Raw genomic sequence first — 18,270 nt, 5'->3', positions numbered from 1 at the left:
ATTAAGCCATCTCGAAGTTTGTTTGTACACTAACAAAAATGGGAGAAGAACATGCAACAGACACGACGCAGTTTTCTGACAATCATGGGTGCTGCCGCAGCCGCCGGTTTGGCTAGGCCGAGGCTGGCACGGGCCGCGACCAGCATAACGGTTCTGAACTGGCAGGGCTACGGCACCGACGAGGCCTGGGCGGTGAAGGCCTTCACCGAAAAGACCGGAATCCAGGTGGTGCACGACTATTTCAGCTCGGAACCGGAAATGCTGACCAAGCTGAGGACCAACCCTGGCGTCTACGACGTTGTGCTGATCAACAGCGCCCGCGTGTCGCAAGCCGTCGCCGACAGTCTGGTCGTTGCGGCCGACTTCAGCAAAGTGCCGAATGCCGCCGGGCTTTCGCCGGATCTGGTCAACAGCGCCAACCGCAACATCGACGGCACAGGCTACGGCGTTCCGTGGGTCTGGGGCATGACAGCCATGGCTGCTCGCGAAGGTGGAACGATCCCGGACAGCTACGCGGCATTGGGCGACCCGGCCAATGTCGGGCGCGTGGCGCTGTCTGACGATGCCGTGACCATGGTGGCGCTCGTCGCGCTGCTGACCGGCCAGGACATGAACAAGCCGACCGATCTGGCCGCCATTACCGACAAGCTCAAGAGCTTCAAACCCAACGTCAAATTGATGTGGTCGAGCGAAGATCAGTGGAATAAATCGTTTGCCGCCAAAGAGTTCGACCTGTCTGTCTACTGGTCAGGTTCGTCGGCGCGGTCGAAGCACATCTCCAAGCTTCCCGTCCAATTCGTCGTTCCGAAGGAGGGAGCACTTGTCTGGATGGACACGCTGAACGTCGTGTCCGGCAGCGCAAATCCGGATGCGGCCCTGGCCTTCATCAACTACATGATCGATCCTGAGTTCTATGTGGAATGGGCGACCAAGGTGGGTGCTCCGGCTTCGGCCAACACCGCTGCCATGGACAAGCTGCCGGCTGACGACCTGACCCGCCAGATTCACGATCCCAAGTACCTCAAGACGTCGACAATCCAGGCGGCCCTCACCGACGAACAGCGCGAGGCGTTCAACAATCTCTGGCAAGAGGTCAAGGCATTCTATGCCGCTTGATCCGGCCAATTCCACCCAGTTGCGCGAGCCTGGCGGCTCGCGCAAGCCGTTGCCGCCATGGGCGTCGACGGCTGCGCTGCTGGTGCCGACCTATGGCTGGCTGACGCTTGCGGTGTTCCTGCCGCTCTGCACCATGTTCGCGTTCAGTTTCCTGACCGCGACGCCGATGGGCAAGGCCCCGATCGTCTTCACATTCAAGCAATACCGGGCCTTTGTCGACCAGCCCTATCTGCTCGGCGTTGCCTGGCAATCCCTGCTGATGGGCTTCTGGACGACGTTTTTCTGCGCGGTGCTTGGCTTCTTTGCTGCCCTGGCGCTGGTGCGCGCCACCGAGGGCAAGGTGCGCGAGACGCTGCTGATCCTGGTGCTGCTGCCGTTCTGGACGAATGGTCTCGTGCGCGTGTTCTCCTGGACCATGGTGCTGCGCGAAGGCGGCTTTCTCGACTATGCGATCCATTCGGTCTGGCCCGGCGCCGGGTCGGTCGGATTCCTCTACACGCGGCAGGCTGTGGTGGTCGGCCTGGTGCACGGCTACCTGCCCTACATGATCCTGACCTGTTACATCGCGCTGGTCACGATCGACAACACCATCGTCGAAGCCGCCAGCAGCCTTGGCGCGCGCTGGTGGACGATCCTCTGGAAGATTCTGTTGCCGATGGCCGCGCCCGGCCTGATCTCCGGATCGGTGCTGATCTTCGTGCCGGTAATCGGCTCGTTCATGGAACCGAGGATCCTCGGTGGCCGCGTCGGCGTGACCATGGGCACGGTGATCGAGGACCAGTTCACGCAGGCCTTCAACTGGCCACTCGGCGCTGCCTTGTCCTTCACCATGCTTGCCGTCGTCCTCGGTATCTTCGCCACCTTCTCCGGCGTGCTGCGCCGCGGCACAGCCTTGTGAGGATGCCAAGATGAAAATCGCCGCCCGCTTCTACATCGCCGCCATCCTCGCCTTCCTCTATCTGCCGATCATGGTGATGATGGCGATGGGGTTCAACGAATCCCCGCTCTACGAACTGCCGTTCAGCTTCTCGACCCGCTGGTATCAGGCGCTTGCCGGCAACGCTCCGCTCGTCAATTCCGGCATCAACAGCATCTGGATCGCGGTCGCCACGTCGATCATCGCCACGGCGCTCGGCACCATGGCTTCCGTCGCGCTGTCGCGGAGAACCTTTCGCGGCAAGACGCTGCTTCAGCTCATGCTCTTGCCGCCGATCGCCATTCCCTGGCTGATCACCGGCACGGCGATGCTGGTGTTCTTCTTCTACAGCGGCATCGGCCGCGGCCTGCACGCGCTGCTGATCGGCCATGTGGCGCTTGCCATCCCTTATGTGGTGCTGGTCGTCGGCACGGGTTTCCAGACCGTGCGCGCCGATCTCGAGGAGGCGGCGATGAGCCTCGGCTCGACGCCGGTACACGCCTTTTTTTCGATCACCTTGCCGCTGCTCTATCCAAGCATTCTGGGCGCGGCACTGTTTGCCTTCGCCGTCTCGCTCGACCAGTTCGTCATCTCATACTTCCTTGCCACGCCCGGATTCTCGACCCTGCCGGTGCAGATCTATTCGGCAATCCGCAAGGGTTTCACCCCGGAGATCAACGCCATCTCGACCATCCTTTTGGTCGGTTCGATGGCCGTCATCGTGATCTTCGCCCTGTTCGCAAAGCCGGGAGGCGTCAGTGACAAACGTTGAAGTTCGTTCGATCGCCAAGAACTATGGCTCGGTTCCCGTCCTCACGGACATTTCCACGGACTTCACGCAAGGGTCCTTCACCAGCCTGCTCGGACCGTCCGGGTCAGGGAAAACCACACTGCTGCGCATCATCGCCGGGTTCATCATCCCGGACCAGGGCAATGTCGCGATCGGCGGAAACGATGTCACGCGCACCCCGGTCTGGGCGCGAAACATCGGCATGGTGTTCCAGTCCTACGCTCTGTTCCCGCACATGACGGTGAACGAAAACGTCGCGTTCGGGCTCGCCCGTCGCGGCATCAAGGGCGAGGAGTCGCGCAAGCAGGTCGAGCGCGCGCTTGAGCTTGTGCGCTTGCCCGGTTTCGGCGACCGCAAACCCAAGCAATTGTCCGGCGGTCAGCAGCAACGTGTCGCGCTGGCCAGGGCGATCGTCACCAAGCCGAGCGTGCTTCTGCTGGACGAGCCGCTTTCCGCGCTCGACCGCCGGTTGCGCCAGGAGATGCAGGTGGAACTGATCCGCATCCAGAAGGAAAGCGGCCTGACCACCATCTTTGTGACACACGATCAGGAAGAGGCGCTGACACTGTCGGACAAGGTGGCGATCCTCGACCGCGGCCGCATCGTGCAGATCGGCGCACCCACCGAGGTCTATGAGCGCCCGAAGACCCGTTTCGCTGCGGAATTTCTGGGCGACACGAATTTCCTCACCGGCACGGTCGTTGCAGGCGGCATCAGGCTTGCCAACGGATCGACGGTGGCCGTCGACGCACCGCTGCCTGCTAAGGGAAGCGAGGCGACGGTCGCGGTGCGACCGGAAAAGATTGTCATCAGGGACGTAGCGCGTGGCGGAAAAGACACCGACCGCAGCAACCGCGTCAGTGCCACGATATCGTCATCGGTCTATGCGGGAACGGCACTGACCTACGAGGCGGCTTTCGATGGGCTCAGCTTCAAGATCTTCGCCCAGAACAGCGATGCGAGGCCGCACTCGGTTGGTGACGTTGTCGAATTGACATGGTCGCCTTTGCACACTGTTCCGCTGGAGGTGGCGGCATGACCGAAACAGCCATACGCATCGGCCCCAATGCTGTTCATCTGTGCATCGACATGCAGCGCCTGTTCGCTGAAGAAACGGAATGGCATACACCGACGCTGGCCGACATCGTGCCCAACATCGCCAGGATCATCGAGGCGAAGCCCGGCCGCACGATCTTCGCGCGCTTTACCGTGCCTGAAACGCCCGACGCGGCCGAAGGCAACTGGCGGAGCTACTACCAACACTGGTCGGGAATAGTGCAGGCATCGTCAAGCGACCCCGGCCTGGTCGACGTGATCGAGCCACTTACGGCGTTGGCGCGCCAGGCAGAAACCCTGGACAAGCCGACCTATTCAATGTTCGGCGTCAGCGGGCTGGCGGACCGGCTCGCCGCCCGCGACGTCGATACGCTGGTAATCACCGGCGTGGAGACAGATGTCTGCGTGCTCGCGACGGTCTTCGACGCCATCGACAGAGGATACAGGATAATCGTGGTGAAGGATGCCGTGACCAGTGGGTCGCTGGAATCCCACAAGGCGACCATAGACCTTTTGTTGCCGCGCATGCCGCAGCAGATAGCCCTTACCAGCACCGCCACGCTGCTTGCGAACTGGACGGACTGATCACGGAGCGGCACCAGCGGTTCACTGGCATTGCCAGCCTGACGAAGCCGCCGTGGACGGGAGTTGCTCGGTTCGTCTTCAAATCTCGCCGATGAGAGCGACGGCGGGGGAGCCCCTCCCCCGCCGCGTTGGCCTATTGAGCCGAGAGCGCCTGGGCCGCCGTCTCGATGATCTTGGCCACCACCTTGGGCTGCGACACGTAGACAGCGTGGCTGGCAGCGACCTCGGTGATTTGCGACTTGGCGCGATCGGCCATCAATTTCTGGACACGCGGTGGGATCATCTTGTCGTCGGTGGTCAACAAGTACCAGGAGGGCTTTGTCCGCCAGGCCGGGTCGCTGACCTTGCCGCCTGCCCCTTCAAGGCCGAATGGTACCTGCGAGGCGTACATGAACGCTGCGAGTTTGTTGCTGACATCCCCGGCGAAAGACGTGTGGAACTTCGCCTTGTCGAGGAACAGGAAGCCGCCCACGGGCGGCAGGATCGGTGGCACCGGGTCTGCCTTCTCAGGATTGGCCAGCATGTCGATGATGGACTGACCCTTGTCGGGAGCGAAGGCCGCGATGTAGACGAGGCCCGCAACGTTGGCTTCCGTGCCGGCTTCGCTGATAACGGCACCGCCATAGCTGTGGCCGACCAACACGACCTTGCCACCCATGGCATCAATCGCACGGCGGGTGACGAGCGCGTCTTCCTTGAGAGATACGGTTGGGTTCTGGACGACGCTGACGGTGTAGCCATCCTTGGTCAGGATGTCGTAGACGCCCTTCCATCCCGAGCCGTCGACGAAGCCGCCGTGCACAAGCACGATGTTCTTGACGCCGGTGGCGGTCTTGGCCAGGGCCGGAGGCGCGAAAGCCGTGCCCATGCCGATGAGGATGGCTGCGGCGGTGAGTGCGATCTTGGTCATTTCAAGTACTCCTGGGTTCAAGGTCCGGTTGATGGTTTCAGACGCTGCTTGGCGGCTTCTCTGTGTTGCAGGAGGACTATGCGGCAGAGCCGGAAAGCGCGCTTTGAGGTGGCCTTCAGAGCGCGTTGTTTTTGCCTTGAGATCGCTTTGATTTTGCGTCCACGACGCATCCCGACGCTGAAAGTGTCTGCACCCGCGCGGCGCGCGCCGACCTGCGCTCCGACAGGGATTGCCCAGGCGTTTGTCTACGATCCTCTGAAGAGGGCTGACCGTTCTGGCTATGGAAGCCGGATCGTCAATTGCCGTATCAAATAGCGGAGGCCCACTCCGCGCTTCCGCAGAATATGCGAAGAGAGCCGGCCCTCTCGATGAGAAGCCGGCCCGTCGATATGTCGTCAGGACGAAGGCTTAGCCGATCAATAGTCCCAAAAGGCCGGCACCCATCGAAAGGCGTCGCCGGCGACCGCCACCCGGCCAATGGACGGGAATGGCATATGTGTTGCTACCAGCAGTTCACCAGTCGCCGCCATTTCCCGTAAAAGTCGGACCCGGACGCGGACCGCCTCCTCGGGGTCGTGTTCGAAGCCATTGTGCCAGTCGGGATGGTCGAACCCGACCGGGAACACTATGTCGCCAGCGAACGTCAGCCGCTCATCGCCGGATGATACGCGAACCACGCTGTGCCCGGGGGTGTGGCCTCCAGTGCGACGGACGATCACGCCCGGCGTCACCTCATGCTCTTCCTCGAACGGACGCAAATGGCTGCGGTAGTCGTTCAAGAACTGCTTGGCGGCCGATCGAAGCACATCCGGCACCGGCGACGGCATGGCGGTGTGGGAGAAATCAGGCTCTGCCCAGAACTTGACCTCGGCAGCGGCCACGTGGATTTGCAGGTCCGGACGCAGCCGGTCTTTTACCCCGTCGACGAGTAGTCCGCCAACGTGGTCCATGTGCATGTGGGTAAGCACCACGTCAGTCACGGACCCAAGATCGATACCGGCGGCTTCCAGTCGATGGAGCAACTGCCCGGCTCGCGGAAAGCCCGAAAATTCGGTCCCCAACCCGGCGTCGACGAGGATGGTCCGGCCGCCGCTGCGCACCACGACGACGTTCAGCGCCCAGTCGAACGCATCCGGCCCCAGGAATATGTCCTTGAACCAGGCCGCCCGCACGGCCGGGTCGACGTTGGTGGACATTGTCTCGGTCGGCAGAGGCAGCACACCGTCGCTGATGATCATCACGTCAATGTCGCCGATCCGCAGCGCGTAGCGCGATGGAACCAACTCGTCGGGCCTCGCTCTTTCGACATGTGCGGTGTGGTTTTGGCTCATGTTTATCTCCTGCTGCCTGCAGCTTTAGACCAATTGGGTCGGCTCGACCGATGATGATGCCATGGTCGACTTGCAATTAAGGATATTACGTATCCTTATGGATATAAATTATCCTTAACTGCCGAGCTGTAAAGCCGTTCCGACATAAGGGAGAGACATAAGGCTTATGTCGAAAACAACAGGAATGGCGATGGACACCTCAAAGCGCTGGGGTCACTTTTATCAATAAAATCAATTACCATTGTGGCCCCGCAAGACGCGGCAGCGCGTCCCCTGTCGCCAATGCATGAAAACAATGGCCATGACGACAGCCTTGCCGGTCGCCAGGCGCCCTGCCCAACGGACTAGCCAGGAACGATGAGACTTGCACCACAACATCGGCTTGTCCAAGGTAGGAGCAACGACGGACCTAGCTGTCTTTGCTCGCCGATTTGACCGGAAGGTTACAGCACTATGCCACTCATGAATCGACGATTGGGAGCCAGAGCTCTGGCGCGCCCGGCACGACGCCTCGGAGATCTGACGGCGATGTTTGTCCTGATTGCCAGGCCGCTCGTCTTTGGGATCGCCCTGTTGTTGGCTGGTCAGGCGCAGGCGCAGGCGCCGGCGGCCGTCCCGCCGGAAAGGGTCAAACAGCTGTTCGAGCTTCTCGACGATCCGTCGGTGAAGGCCTGGGTGGCCGAACAACGAAATCAGGACGCCGGATCAACACCTGCCGAGACGGGAGCTTCGCCGACCGACGCGTCGTCCGACGCCGCGGCCGCACCCGGCCAGATGAATACGATGGCATCCTCGACGCTCGATCGGATCAGGCATCATATCGAAAGGATCGTGCGGACTTTGCCGCTGCTGCCAGGCCAGTTCGCGCGCGTTCGCGCAGAGACCATGCAGGATATGTCCAGCAAGGGGCCCGTCAGCGTCCTTATTCTGATTGCGATGTTCATCGCTGCCGGCCTGGCGCTTACTTGGGCAACGTACAAAGTCACTCGCCCATTTCGTCTTTGGGTAATTGCGCAACCGAAGGATACGCCCATCGGGCGAGCCAAGAAGATCGGTGGTCGCGCGCTTTATTCCAGCATGCTGATCGTCTCGTTCGCACTAGGCAGCGCCGGCGCATTCATGTTGTTCGACTGGCCAATGCTTATCCGCGAGATTGTGCTGACATTTCTGATGGCGGCAGTCCTTACATGGGGTGTGCGCCTGTACGTGATGGCCACGCTCGTCCCTTCCTTCATGAACGTCGAGAACGCCGTCGAGGTTCGTGCTTTGCCGATCACCAACGAGACGGCTGACCATTGGGCCTATTGGCTACCCCGGATCGTCGGCGTCTTCGCCTTCTTCGGCGCCGCGTTTATCCTCTTGCCGGGTCTCGGCATCGATCAGGACGGAATGATGGTCTTGTCACTGGGCGCCGATTTCGTGCTGCTGGTGCTCTTGCTGCTTGCCATCTGGCGCCGGCCAAGAACGCTGCGAGACGGTGCACGCCATGGCGGTCACGCGGAAACGACATGGCTGTTGACTGCTTACTTCGTTGTTCTGTTCCTGCAGCGCATCGCCGGCCTTTATACCTATTTCTGGTTTACCTTCGCCGCATTCTTCCTGCCTTTGGCGATCGTGCTGACGCAGCGCGGGGTTAATTTCGTCCTGCGACCGGGTTCGGAAGATGCCGGCCGGCCGACGATCCCGGCGGTGACGATCGCCGTCGTCGATCGCGCAATCCGAATGATTTTCATCCTGGCGGCGGCTTACTTTCTCGCGCGTGTCTGGGGTCTGAACATGCAATCCATGCACGACAGCGATACGACGACGATGTTCATATTGCGCGGCCTGATCAATGTCGTGGTCATTGCCCTCGCAGCCGATTTCGGCTGGTCGATCATCAAGGCTTTGATCGAACGAAAACTGGGCATTGAGATGCCGCACCCTGTGATCAGCGAAGAGGAGGTCCCGATCCTCGATCCGCAGCAGGCTCGGCTGCACACGCTCTTGCCGATCCTCCAGAACATTCTGGTCGCATCGATCATCGTGATGGCGGTGCTGATGATGCTGGCGTCGCTGGGTATCCAGATCGGCCCGCTGATCGCCGGTGCTGGCGTCGTCGGCGTCGCCGTAGGTTTTGGCGCACAAACGATCGTCAAGGACATCATTTCGGGCGTATTTTTTCTGCTCGATGATGCGTTTCGTGTCGGCGAATATATTTCCTCGGGCAATTACAAGGGTACCGTGGAAAGCTTTTCGCTGCGCTCGGTGAAGCTGCGCCACCATCGTGGTCCGTTGTTCACGATACCATTCGGTGAACTCGGGGCAGTCCAGAACCAGAGCCGTGACTGGGTTATCGACAAATTCAACATCACCGTCGGCTATGACACCGATATCGACTTCGCCCGCAAGCTGATCAAGCGAATCGGCCTCGAACTGGCGGAAGATCCCGAGTTCAAAAACTGGGTGCTCGACCCGATCAAGATGCAGGGCGTACAGGAGTTCGGCGAGTATGGCATCGTATTGAGGGTCAAGGCCATGACCAGACCCGGAGGCGCTTTCGGCATGAAACGCAAATTCTATGTGCGGCTGCGTCAGGTCTTCAAGGAGCAGGGCATCGAGCTGCCATTCCCGACCGTCCACGTCCAGGGGCTGCAGAACCCACATGAGGCAGAGAATGCGCCTCTAGAGATCACACCCGAGCTGCAAATGGCCGTCGCGCAGTCGCACACCAACCGGCGCAGGAAAAAAGCCGGCACAACGGAGTAGGAAAGCGGTGACACCTGCCGGTCACAGCACGGCATTCCGCCCGGGCGCCGTCAGTTCCAAGGGTCGCAGACCGATGAAACACCCGTACGTGGTAGGCGGCGCTTAACCGGAGTGTCGTTCCTGCTTGAAGGTCATCGGAACCAGGCTTAAGCTCGCGTGCCAACAGCAGCTGCCAACCAGGCGTTGCCGGTACCCGCGGAGAAACATGCACCCAGAAATAGTCGGTCTGTTTAGGGAAAATTGCTTGTAAGAGAGCGTCACAACCCCTTTTCGTGGACCTTCCCGTTTGCCATGTGCGAGCGTGGGCAGGTCGCGCGTAAAAACCCGGCCGGGCATTTTTTGTGCTATTTTTGTTACATTGCGTAACTTAATGGCTTGAATCCAGCGTTTTAGAGGTCACTAAATTGTAAACTTGTAGATAATCATGCTTGGGTTGTAGCGCTTGAGATAAGGTGCAGGGGGAAACGTTGGGGCGGGGTAAAATGAATTCGACAACTATGTCGGCCATATGCAAGCGACTTGGCCTGCTGACGACGGTTGCCATATTGAGCTGTGGGAATGCTCACGCGCTCACTCTTAAAGAGGCCATGGCGGTCGCGGTGGAGTCCAATCCCGAGATTGGCCAGGCTATCGAAAACCGCGAAGCAATCGAATTCGAGCTGCGCCAGGCAAAGGGGCTTTATCTTCCCAGCGTCGACCTGGAAGCGTCAGCGGGGGCTCGCCGCCTCGACAATCCGGACAGGCGCTCGCTTTCCATCGAGAACGACACGCTCTATCCAGCTGAAACCGACCTCACGGTTACGCAGACGCTCTACGACAGCGGTGCAAGGCGCGCCGAACTGAACCGCCAGGCCTCGCGCGTCGACGGCGCCTCGTTCCGGGTTCTGGAACGGTCCGAATTCATCGGGCTCTCGGTTGTCCAGGATTACCTCGAAGCCATGTTGCAGGCCTCGATCGTTGTCGAAGCAAAGAAGAACCTCGGATTCCATCAGGGAATTCTCGGCGACATCCGGCAAGGCATTGCCGGCGGCGCGCTGAACGAGGCCGATCGGCAGCAGGCTGAGGAGCGGCTGTTCGCCGCCAAGGCCCGTATGCAGGAAGCCACAGAGGAACTAGAGGCCGCAAAGATCCGGTTCTTCAAGACTGTCGGAAAGCCGCTGACCAGCGCCTCGAGGCCGGGCGATGTGTCCGCCGCGCTGCCGAGATCGCTTGATGAAGCAATCGGGCTGGCACGACAGAACAATCCGCGCGTGCATATGGCCAACAGTGATATCGACGCCGCGGCTTCCCTCGTGGATGCCGCACGGGCAAAATTCGGGCCCTCGATCACCGCCGAAGGTGTCGCCCGGGCAGGATCCGACATCGATGGCAGTGATGGCGACACGAACGACCTTCAGGCAAGGGTCGTGCTGCGCTGGAACCTTTATCGCGGCGGCATCGACAAGGCCAACGAGCAGGAACAAGTCCGCCGCGCCAGCGAGCAGCGCCTTGTCCTGCACCAGGTCCTGCGTGAGATCGAGGAAGCCGTCCGCACGTCATGGGATCGACGCTTCCGGCAGGCCGACCTGGCCAAGACGCTGAAGCTTCAGGCAGCCGCCAACGAAAAGTTGGTGGCGTCCTATCGCGAGCAGTTCAAGGTCGGACAGCGCTCGCTGCTCGACGTGCTTGACGCACAGAACACGCGGTTCAACACAGCGACGCTTGCCGACACCGCGTCCTACGCCTCGCTTTTTGCCCAGTACCGGCTGCTGGCGGCAACCGGACAGTTGCTGAAGACCATGGACCTTCAGCCGGCCAAACAGGCAACCGCCTACGCCAAGGCCGAGTTCAATGCACCGGAAACGGCCGACACCGAAACCTATGCACGCACGCCGTCGGAGCAAAAGAACGATCTGCCTTTCGATATCCTCGCGCCGGTAAGGAAAAAGTAGTAAGGCCAAGGTCTAACGATAGTCCTGCGGGCGGATCGTGAACCCACAACCTAAAATCCTGTCCCCAAAGGAGGCCTTCAAGGCCTGCTTTTCGGCTGTTGCCGGCTACCTCGGCAGGCCGAGTGCCGAGACCGTGCTCTTTGCCGGCGTGCCGCTGTCGGATACCCGAATCGATATCGACGCCATTCGGCATCTTGCCGAACGTGTCGGTCTTGAAATCACGGAGTTCAGCCATCGCGATTTTCTTCGCGGACGCATCGACCTCCCCGCCATCCTGTTTCGCGTCAGCCAATTGCCGGTTGCGCTGCTTGCCGAGACAGAGGACGGTGGATTTACGACCGCTACCCAGGAGGACGGTCGCACAACCATCAGCAAATCCGAACTTGCCGGAAGCTACATAAGCGGCGGCGTTTCCTTCTCGATAACCTATGCCAACGCGGTCGAGGGGATGAGCGTCGGTTCGGCGGCCAAGATTGAGCGGCGACATTGGTTGACCGGAACGATGGGGCCATTCTGGCGCACCTATTCGAAGGTCATCCTGTCAGCGGTATTCATCAATCTGTTGGCCCTTGCCTCGCCGATCTTCACCATGAATGTCTACGACAGGATCTTGCCAAACAAGGCGATCTCGACTCTTTGGGTGCTGTCGATCGGGATCGGCGCGGTCATTCTGTTCGACCTGCTCTTGAAAACCGCCAGAGCGTCGCTGATCGACTATGCCGGGCGCAAGGCCGATCTTCGCATCTCCTATATGCTGTTCGAGAAGGTGCTGAACTCGTCCTTGTCGGCACGGCCCGGTTCAACCGGCGAATATGCAAATCGGGTGACGCAGTACGAGTTCGTACGCGAGTTTTTCACGTCGAACACCGTCAGCGTCTTCATCGACACAGCATTCGTCTTCGTCTTTCTTCTTGTCATCTATGCGATAGGCGGCTGGCTGGTCATCATACCGGCCATTGCCTTTGTCGCCTCCGTGATCGTCGGGCTGATCACGCAACGGCGTATCGGCAAACGCGTTGCCGCGTCCATGAACGAGGCTTCGCAACGCCAGGCCCTACTGGTTGAATCCATCTCCACGCTGGAGACGATCAAGTCGCTGCGGGCAGAGGCGTATCTTCTGCGAAAATGGGCAGAGCATTCCAAGAACGCGTCAAACACCTCTGAGAAGATCAAGCAGCTTTCGGCCGCCGCCAGCAACATAACGCAGGCCATCCAGCAGCTGGTGACCATCGCCCTGATCGTGGCCGGCGCTTATGCCTTCTCGGAAGGGCATGTCTCCACCGGCGCCATCATCGGCACCGTCATGCTGGCGGGCCGGGCGGTGGCTCCGCTTGGGCAGATCGCTATTACCTTGTCCAGACTTCGTCAGGCAATGCTCTCCTTGCGAATTGTCAACTCGATCATGGCGCAGCCGGAGGATCGGCCGGACACGGTTGGTTTCGTCAACCGCCCCATTCGCAATGGCGCGATGGCGTTCAGGAATGTCGGCTTTGTCTATCCGGGTTCCGAAAACGAAGTTCTGACCGGCGTGAATTTCTCGGTGAAGCCCGGTGAACGGATCGGCATCATCGGACGCATAGGCTCGGGAAAGACAACTATGGGGCGGCTGATCGGCAGGCTCTTCCTGCCGACCTCCGGCGAGCTGTTGCTGGACGGAATCGACATCCGCCAATACCACCCGTCGGAGGTTCGTGCCGCGGTCGGTATCGTTGCGCAGGCCAACGATCTGTTTTCGGGCACCATCAAGGAAAATCTCCTGATGGCGTGTCCGGAGGCGACCGATGAACAGATCGTCGAAGCGGCCAAGGCTGCCGGCGTCGACGATTTCGTCTCCCGCCATCCGCGCGGCTACGACATGAATGTCGGCGAGCGCGGCACCAATCTCTCGGGCGGCCAGAGGCAGACAATGGCAATTGCCCGCCTGTTGCTGACCAAACCGAAAATCGTCTTCCTGGACGAGCCGTCCGGCTCGATGGATCTGGCTTCCGAGCGCCAGCTGATCAAGCAGCTCAAGGTGGCTTTCGATCGCAGCACGACGCTGATCGTTTCGACGCACCGCTTCAGCATGCTCGAGCTGGCCGACCGCCTGATTGTCATCGAGCAGGGCAAGATCGTTGCAGATGGACCGAAAGACCAAGTAATACAGGCGCTGCAGAGAACAAGCGCCTGACAGAATCAGACTTGAGTGCATTCAATACGTTGGGGCGTCGGAAATGCTTGCCAGGGAAGACCGGCCGCCGTTTTTTGCGTCGGCGTCGATATTCATCATCGGAGCGCTTTTTGCGAGTTCGGTCGCTTGGGCGTCCTTTGCCGAGGTCGATGAAATCGCACGCGGCGACGGCAAGATCATACCGGCGTCGAAGACCCAGATCATCCAGGCCAGTGAGCCTGGCGTTGTTCAGGAAATCGCCGTGACGATCGGGCAGGTCGTCAAGAAGAACGACCTCATCATTCGCCTCGACAACACCTTCAACACCTCCAGCCTCGGCGAGCAGCAGGCCAAGGCCCGTGCGCTGCAGACGCGCATTGCACGGCTCAAATTCGAACAGACCGGCACTCTCGAGGGCGCGTTCCCCTGCCCGTCCGAGATCCAGAAGGTGGCGCCGGAAATCTGCGACAACGAGCAGAAGCTGCTCATCGCGCGCCGCGACAACTTCGAAGTCAAGCTGTCGGTTCTCAAGTCGCGCCTCGATCAGCGTGAGAAGGAACTGGACGAGGCCAACGCCAATGCCGATCGCCTTACCAAGAATCTGGTCGTCAGCGACCAGGAGGCGAAGCTGGTCGAAGCAATGGTCAAGAAGGGCCTGATGGCACGAACCGAGCAGCTCCGCGTCGAGCGCGAGCAGACCGAGCTCAATGGCCAGCTGGCACTCGCCGGAGAAACCATCAAGAAAGCCAAGTCGGCCATCACGGAAGCCCAGCTTCAGGTCGATGAACTCGGCCTGCAGCTGCAACAGGAGGCGCTCAGCGATCTCACGCAGGCGCTGGCCGACCTATCGGTGGTGGATGAGACGATCCGCGGCGCCACCGACAAGGTGGCGCGCACCGACATCCGTTCGCCTGTCGACGGTATCGTCAACACGCTCGACATCAACACGGTCGGCGCCTTCGTCCAGCCCGGCGCAGTCGTCGCGGGTATCGTGCCGACCTCCGAAACCCTGCTGGTCGAAGCGCGGGTTTCACCCCGAGACGTCGCCTTCATCCGGCCGGGGCAGGATGCACTGATCAAGGTGACTGCCTATGACTTCTCGATCTTCGGCGGCATCGAAGGCAAGGTCTCGAACATCACCGCCGACAGCCTGGTCGACCAGAAGACCGGTGAACCCTACTATCAGGTTCGAGTCGCCACCGACAAATCGACGCTGACACGAGACGGCAAGACCTATTCGATCATCCCCGGCATGATCTGTTCGGTCGACATCAAGACCGGACGCAAGACGATCCTCACCTACCTAATGAAGCCGATCAACAAGGCGCGTGAGGAGGCGATGAGTGAGCGGTAGCGCGATCTCCCCTCCTGCCGATCGCGACCGGCTGCTGCCGCCGCTGGCGGCAGAGGACTTCGGACTGGAGTTCCGGGTTGTGGCGCGTGGCGGTACGCGCCGCGGCATTCGTCTGGAGCGGGCGTTCTGGGCCTCGCTGAAGCAAATGGCCGAAAACCGGAAATGCACGATCGGCATGCTGATCGAGGAGATCGCCGAGAGCCACGCCAACACCGGAAACCTGACATCGGCAATCCGGGTGGCCTGCATGCGTGGACTGGCCGACCAGAACCTCACCTTGCAGAGGCTCGCGTCGATCAAGACCATCAGCGCCATTCTGGTCGCCTGTCCCTCGCCGGCCTTTGCCCTGTCATCGTCGAAGAAGATCCTGACCTTCAATGCGCCGTTCCAGCAACTGGTGCGTCGTCAATTGCCGGCGGCGCCGAACGAGGACGCGCGCCATGACCTCAAGCTGGCGCTGGACCTCAATGTCGCCGATATATTCGCCAGGCTCGATGCCAATGGCGAGACGCCGGTCGCCACCGGCTTCGTCATTGGCGCCGGCGACCGCCGCTACCGCGGTCAACTGAATGCGGTGAGGGCGCCGGTGGTCGAGCCGGAACTGCTGATGGCGTTCGTCTTCGGCGGCTAGGGCTCCGAAGACACCCCCTGACGGCATACTTACTTCTGCAAACCTTCGCCCGGCGCGACCGTCGAAAGGCCGCCCTTGATATCGGCTATTTGCGCAGAGCCGGTCTTTGCGCCATGGATCCACGCGCGGTCGGTGCTGAACGAATACAGCGGAACATAGCTCGGCAGATCGCTGTCGCGCGAAACGACATTGCTCAGGCTGTCGAGAATGAAAACGCCGCTGCCGGTGCTGACCGACAGCACGGCATGAAAGAAACCGCGCTTGCGATCCTGCAAGACAACCAGCGACATGCTCTGAGCCGGGATGCCTGCGTGCAACAGCGCGGCCATCTTGAGGATGGCAAAATCCTCGCAGTCCCCAGCCCGCCGCTCGAGGATTTCCGAAGGCTTCGCCCAGTAGTCGAGCTTGCCGTAAACCACGCTGTCCTTCTTGTAGGCGATCGCGTGATTTATACTTGAGTTGACGAAAGACAGCTTGTCGATGAAACCCTTGTCCCCGGCTGCCTTGACGATCCCGGCAAAGGTGCTGTTCTTGCGCTCGCATGCACTGCCCGCGGTGCACTCGACAATTGCCTTGTAGACAGGCGCCCAGCGCGCCGAGACCGGGAAATTGCGCATCGACAGGGCAACCGAACCGAACACGCCGGGAATGATCGCCGCAGTCTGGATCGGGTCGATCCCGGCGTCGTCCTGCGCGATCGAAGGAGCAGGATTTTCATGAACGGCAGCAGGACCATAGCTGCCGAAAATCCTGCCGATCCTGTAGGCTGAAACGGGCTGCCAGGGTTGCGGTCGAGCCAGCGAAACGCCGCCGAGACTGGGCGGGGTTTCGACTCTCGCCAGCATTCCAGCGACAGCGCCGTTATCCACGGCAACGGCGCTTGCGGAGGATGGCTGCGGCAGGCTTGCGATGCCCATTGCCAGCAGGAGCAGCTTGAGCCCGGTTATCCCCGGGGCAGATTTTTCTTTTTTCATGACGCCCACCTTTGACTGTGGACGCTACCAATCTTGTCTCAAATTACTGGAAAGGAAGGTGGATAAGTTTCAGGAAAACAGGAACATCCACCTTTCGTAAAGTTTTATTCAAATTTATACTTCTGTTTACCAATCCGGCCTGGCTGGCGGATATCAAACGGACCGCGGCTCAGCCAGTGTATACCAGGTTATATGTTTGGAGTTTACCACGTATAAAAAATGCCGAGACAGGCATATCAGAATATATGAAAATGATTGTGGGATAGTTGCAAAGCAGGAGCCGTCACTGTCTCTTTCCGGGAAATACCGGAGGGGTTTGGTTATGACGAACAGTAACGAATTGGACACCGTCTCGAATTCTTGGGACCAGCGCTCTCACGATGAACATGGCGGCTCGCCGTCGCAGGCGGGAACGCAGGTAGCGCAGGCCGCTCAGGCGGCGCCTGCCGAGCCCGTACCGGTCGATGTCGGCAGCGGCGCGCCCGTCAAACAAGATGCACCTGCGGAGGCGAAGGCCCCGGCGACAGCTGCGCCGCACGAATACGTGGCCGACGCCAGCAACGTGGTGAAGCTTCCGGCCAACGTCTCGATCGACAACATCAAGGTCGACGGCCACAACCTCGTGCTCGAACAGGCTGATGGCACGGTGATCGTGATCAAGGATGGCGCGCTCAACGTGCCGACCTTCATCATCGGTGACGTCGAGGTGCCGCGCGTTGCCTTGCTGGCAGCCCTTGAGGCAAGCCATGTCGATGTCGCCTTCGGTGCCGATGGTTCGATATCGGCCGGCCCGGGCGGTTCGAACTCAAGTGCAGGCGGAGACTTCTCGGTTCCCCCAGGTGGCATCGGCGACGGGTTTGGCCTGTCGGCGCTGTTGCCGCCCACGGCTCTGCAATTTGGGCTTCTGGATCGGCGCGAACTGTTTCCGTCCGTTGTCGACAGGCCGGTTTCAGTGGTGGCCACATCATTGCTCACCCCGGACCAGGCGGCCAGCGAAACCGGTCTTGACGGCGGCCAGGGCCAATCGCCGGGCAGCAACGCGCCGAGTGACGCGGAAACCTCCGGCACTGGAACGATCACCATCGACGCGCCGGATGGTATCGGGTCGATCGTCATCAACGGCGTCACCGTTACCGGTGTCGGCCAGCAGATTCCCGGCGATTTCGGCTACCTGACGATCGTCTCCTACAATCCGAGCACAGGTGCTATCGAATACAATTACACGGTGACCGAATCGGTCACTCATCCCCTTCAGGGGGACGGATTCAATCCCAACGACACGGTTCCGGACAATTTCAGCATCACAGTTACGGATGTCGACGGCGATTCGGCCAGCACCACCTTTGCCGTCGCCATCGTCGACGACGTGCCGACGGCGGTTGCCGATACCGACAGCGTCGCCGCGGGCCAGTTTGGCCCCGCGACAGGCAATGTGCTTGTCGGCGGTACGGACGCGGTCGACGCGAACGCCACGGACGGCGTTGCCGACACCCAGGGCGCCGACGGTGCGACAGTGGTTGGCGTCCAGGCTGGTAACACCAATACCGATGCCACCGGCTCGCTCGGCGTTCAGGTCCAGGGCCTCTACGGCAAGCTGACGCTGGCCGCCGACGGAACATATACCTACGTTCGCGATGCCGGCTCGGCCGGCGGCCATGACGACGTCTTCACCTACACCATCAAGGACGGCGACGGCGACACCTCGCACACCACGCTGACCATCTCGATCGGCGATTCGACGCCGACCGACAGCATCCCGGCGCCAGGCCTTGCCTCGAC

14 protein-coding genes are annotated in these 18,270 nt (G+C 60.6%); 11 read left to right on the top strand and 3 right to left on the bottom strand.

Annotated elements, in window-relative coordinates:
• The first annotated feature begins 84 nt into the window (after positions 1–84).
• From AC1DYO_RS20930 to AC1DYO_RS20910, 5 genes are read left to right on the top strand one after another with little or no spacing between them, the layout of a single operon-like run.
• The gene (locus AC1DYO_RS20930; RefSeq protein WP_477266500.1) at positions 85–1,116 is read left to right on the top strand and encodes an ABC transporter substrate-binding protein; all 1,032 of its coding nucleotides are present in this window, start codon (positions 85–87) and stop codon (positions 1,114–1,116) included.
• Positions 1,106–2,014 (top strand): ABC transporter permease, encoded by a 909-nt coding sequence (locus AC1DYO_RS20925; protein ID WP_477266410.1) that lies wholly within the window; start codon positions 1,106–1,108, stop codon positions 2,012–2,014. Before AC1DYO_RS20930 ends, AC1DYO_RS20925 begins: the two co-directional genes overlap by 11 nt.
• 10 nt (positions 2,015–2,024) lie before the next feature.
• Positions 2,025–2,804 carry an ABC transporter permease gene (locus tag AC1DYO_RS20920; protein WP_477266409.1) on the top strand — a complete coding sequence of 260 codons (780 nt, stop codon included), beginning with the start codon at positions 2,025–2,027 and terminating at the stop codon, positions 2,802–2,804.
• Positions 2,791–3,861: an ABC transporter ATP-binding protein gene (locus AC1DYO_RS20915; protein ID WP_477266408.1), complete on the top strand. Its 1,071-nt coding sequence runs from the start codon at positions 2,791–2,793 to the stop codon at positions 3,859–3,861. Before AC1DYO_RS20920 ends, AC1DYO_RS20915 begins: the two co-directional genes overlap by 14 nt.
• Entirely contained in the window at positions 3,858–4,463 is a 606-nt protein-coding gene (locus tag AC1DYO_RS20910) for a cysteine hydrolase family protein (RefSeq protein ID WP_477266407.1), read from the top strand. Before AC1DYO_RS20915 ends, AC1DYO_RS20910 begins: the two co-directional genes overlap by 4 nt.
• 133 nt (positions 4,464–4,596) lie before the next feature.
• Here the strand turns inward: AC1DYO_RS20910 and AC1DYO_RS20905 are convergent, their stop codons facing one another.
• Both AC1DYO_RS20905 and AC1DYO_RS20900 read right to left on the bottom strand, forming a co-directional pair.
• Complete coding sequence (locus AC1DYO_RS20905; RefSeq protein WP_477266499.1) at positions 4,597–5,331, bottom strand: alpha/beta hydrolase; 735 nt, start codon at positions 5,329–5,331, stop codon at positions 4,597–4,599.
• 458 nt (positions 5,332–5,789) lie between these two features.
• A complete protein-coding gene (locus tag AC1DYO_RS20900) occupies positions 5,790–6,704 on the bottom strand; it encodes an MBL fold metallo-hydrolase (RefSeq protein WP_477266406.1) in 915 nt (304 codons plus the stop codon).
• Between the two features lie 528 nt (positions 6,705–7,232).
• Between AC1DYO_RS20900 and AC1DYO_RS20895 the strand changes: the two genes are divergently transcribed.
• From AC1DYO_RS20895 to AC1DYO_RS20875, 5 genes are all read left to right on the top strand, one after another.
• On the top strand, positions 7,233–9,452 hold the full coding sequence (locus tag AC1DYO_RS20895; protein WP_477266405.1) for a mechanosensitive ion channel family protein: 2,220 nt from the start codon (positions 7,233–7,235) through the stop codon (positions 9,450–9,452).
• A gap of 482 nt (positions 9,453–9,934) precedes the next feature.
• On the top strand, positions 9,935–11,383 hold the full coding sequence (locus AC1DYO_RS20890; RefSeq protein WP_181061079.1) for a TolC family protein: 1,449 nt from the start codon (positions 9,935–9,937) through the stop codon (positions 11,381–11,383).
• Between the two features lie 37 nt (positions 11,384–11,420).
• On the top strand, positions 11,421–13,553 hold the full coding sequence (locus AC1DYO_RS20885; RefSeq protein WP_477266404.1) for a type I secretion system permease/ATPase: 2,133 nt from the start codon (positions 11,421–11,423) through the stop codon (positions 13,551–13,553).
• 43 nt (positions 13,554–13,596) lie between these two features.
• The gene (locus AC1DYO_RS20880; protein ID WP_477266403.1) at positions 13,597–14,886 is read left to right on the top strand and encodes an HlyD family type I secretion periplasmic adaptor subunit; all 1,290 of its coding nucleotides are present in this window, start codon (positions 13,597–13,599) and stop codon (positions 14,884–14,886) included.
• Entirely contained in the window at positions 14,876–15,517 is a 642-nt protein-coding gene (locus AC1DYO_RS20875) for a ribbon-helix-helix domain-containing protein (protein WP_477266402.1), read from the top strand. Before AC1DYO_RS20880 ends, AC1DYO_RS20875 begins: the two co-directional genes overlap by 11 nt.
• Positions 15,518–15,546: 29 nt before the next feature.
• Here AC1DYO_RS20875 and AC1DYO_RS20870 read toward each other — a convergent pair whose 3' ends face one another.
• Positions 15,547–16,491 (bottom strand): transglutaminase-like cysteine peptidase, encoded by a 945-nt coding sequence (locus AC1DYO_RS20870; RefSeq protein WP_477266498.1) that lies wholly within the window; start codon positions 16,489–16,491, stop codon positions 15,547–15,549.
• Positions 16,492–16,813: 322 nt separating this feature from the next.
• Here AC1DYO_RS20870 and AC1DYO_RS20865 point away from each other — a divergent pair.
• Positions 16,814–18,270: hypothetical protein (locus AC1DYO_RS20865; RefSeq protein ID WP_477266401.1), on the top strand; the 1,457-nt coding region annotated here is incomplete at its 3' end.

The organism is Mesorhizobium sp. P2_F5, assembly GCF_056403715.1.
Note: the sequence above shows the minus strand (reverse complement) of the source record. Positions and strands in the feature narration are given on the sequence as shown.

What these genes read in the sequence shown, in the direction of transcription:
- AC1DYO_RS20930 (WP_477266500.1), top strand. Translation starts at nt 85, where the DNA reads ATGGGTGCTGCCGCAGCCGCCGGTTTGGCTAGGCCGAGGCTGGCACGG.
- AC1DYO_RS20925 (WP_477266410.1), top strand. Translation starts at nt 1,106, where the DNA reads ATGCCGCTTGATCCGGCCAATTCCACCCAGTTGCGCGAGCCTGGCGGC.
- AC1DYO_RS20920 (WP_477266409.1), top strand. Translation starts at nt 2,025, where the DNA reads ATGAAAATCGCCGCCCGCTTCTACATCGCCGCCATCCTCGCCTTCCTC.
- AC1DYO_RS20910 (WP_477266407.1), top strand. Translation starts at nt 3,858, where the DNA reads ATGACCGAAACAGCCATACGCATCGGCCCCAATGCTGTTCATCTGTGC.
- AC1DYO_RS20905 (WP_477266499.1), bottom strand. Translation starts at nt 5,331, where the DNA reads ATGGGCACGGCTTTCGCGCCTCCGGCCCTGGCCAAGACCGCCACCGGC.
- AC1DYO_RS20900 (WP_477266406.1), bottom strand. Translation starts at nt 6,704, where the DNA reads ATGAGCCAAAACCACACCGCACATGTCGAAAGAGCGAGGCCCGACGAG.
- AC1DYO_RS20895 (WP_477266405.1), top strand. Translation starts at nt 7,233, where the DNA reads ATGTTTGTCCTGATTGCCAGGCCGCTCGTCTTTGGGATCGCCCTGTTG.
- AC1DYO_RS20890 (WP_181061079.1), top strand. Translation starts at nt 9,935, where the DNA reads ATGAATTCGACAACTATGTCGGCCATATGCAAGCGACTTGGCCTGCTG.
- AC1DYO_RS20880 (WP_477266403.1), top strand. Translation starts at nt 13,597, where the DNA reads ATGCTTGCCAGGGAAGACCGGCCGCCGTTTTTTGCGTCGGCGTCGATA.
- AC1DYO_RS20870 (WP_477266498.1), bottom strand. Translation starts at nt 16,491, where the DNA reads ATGAAAAAAGAAAAATCTGCCCCGGGGATAACCGGGCTCAAGCTGCTC.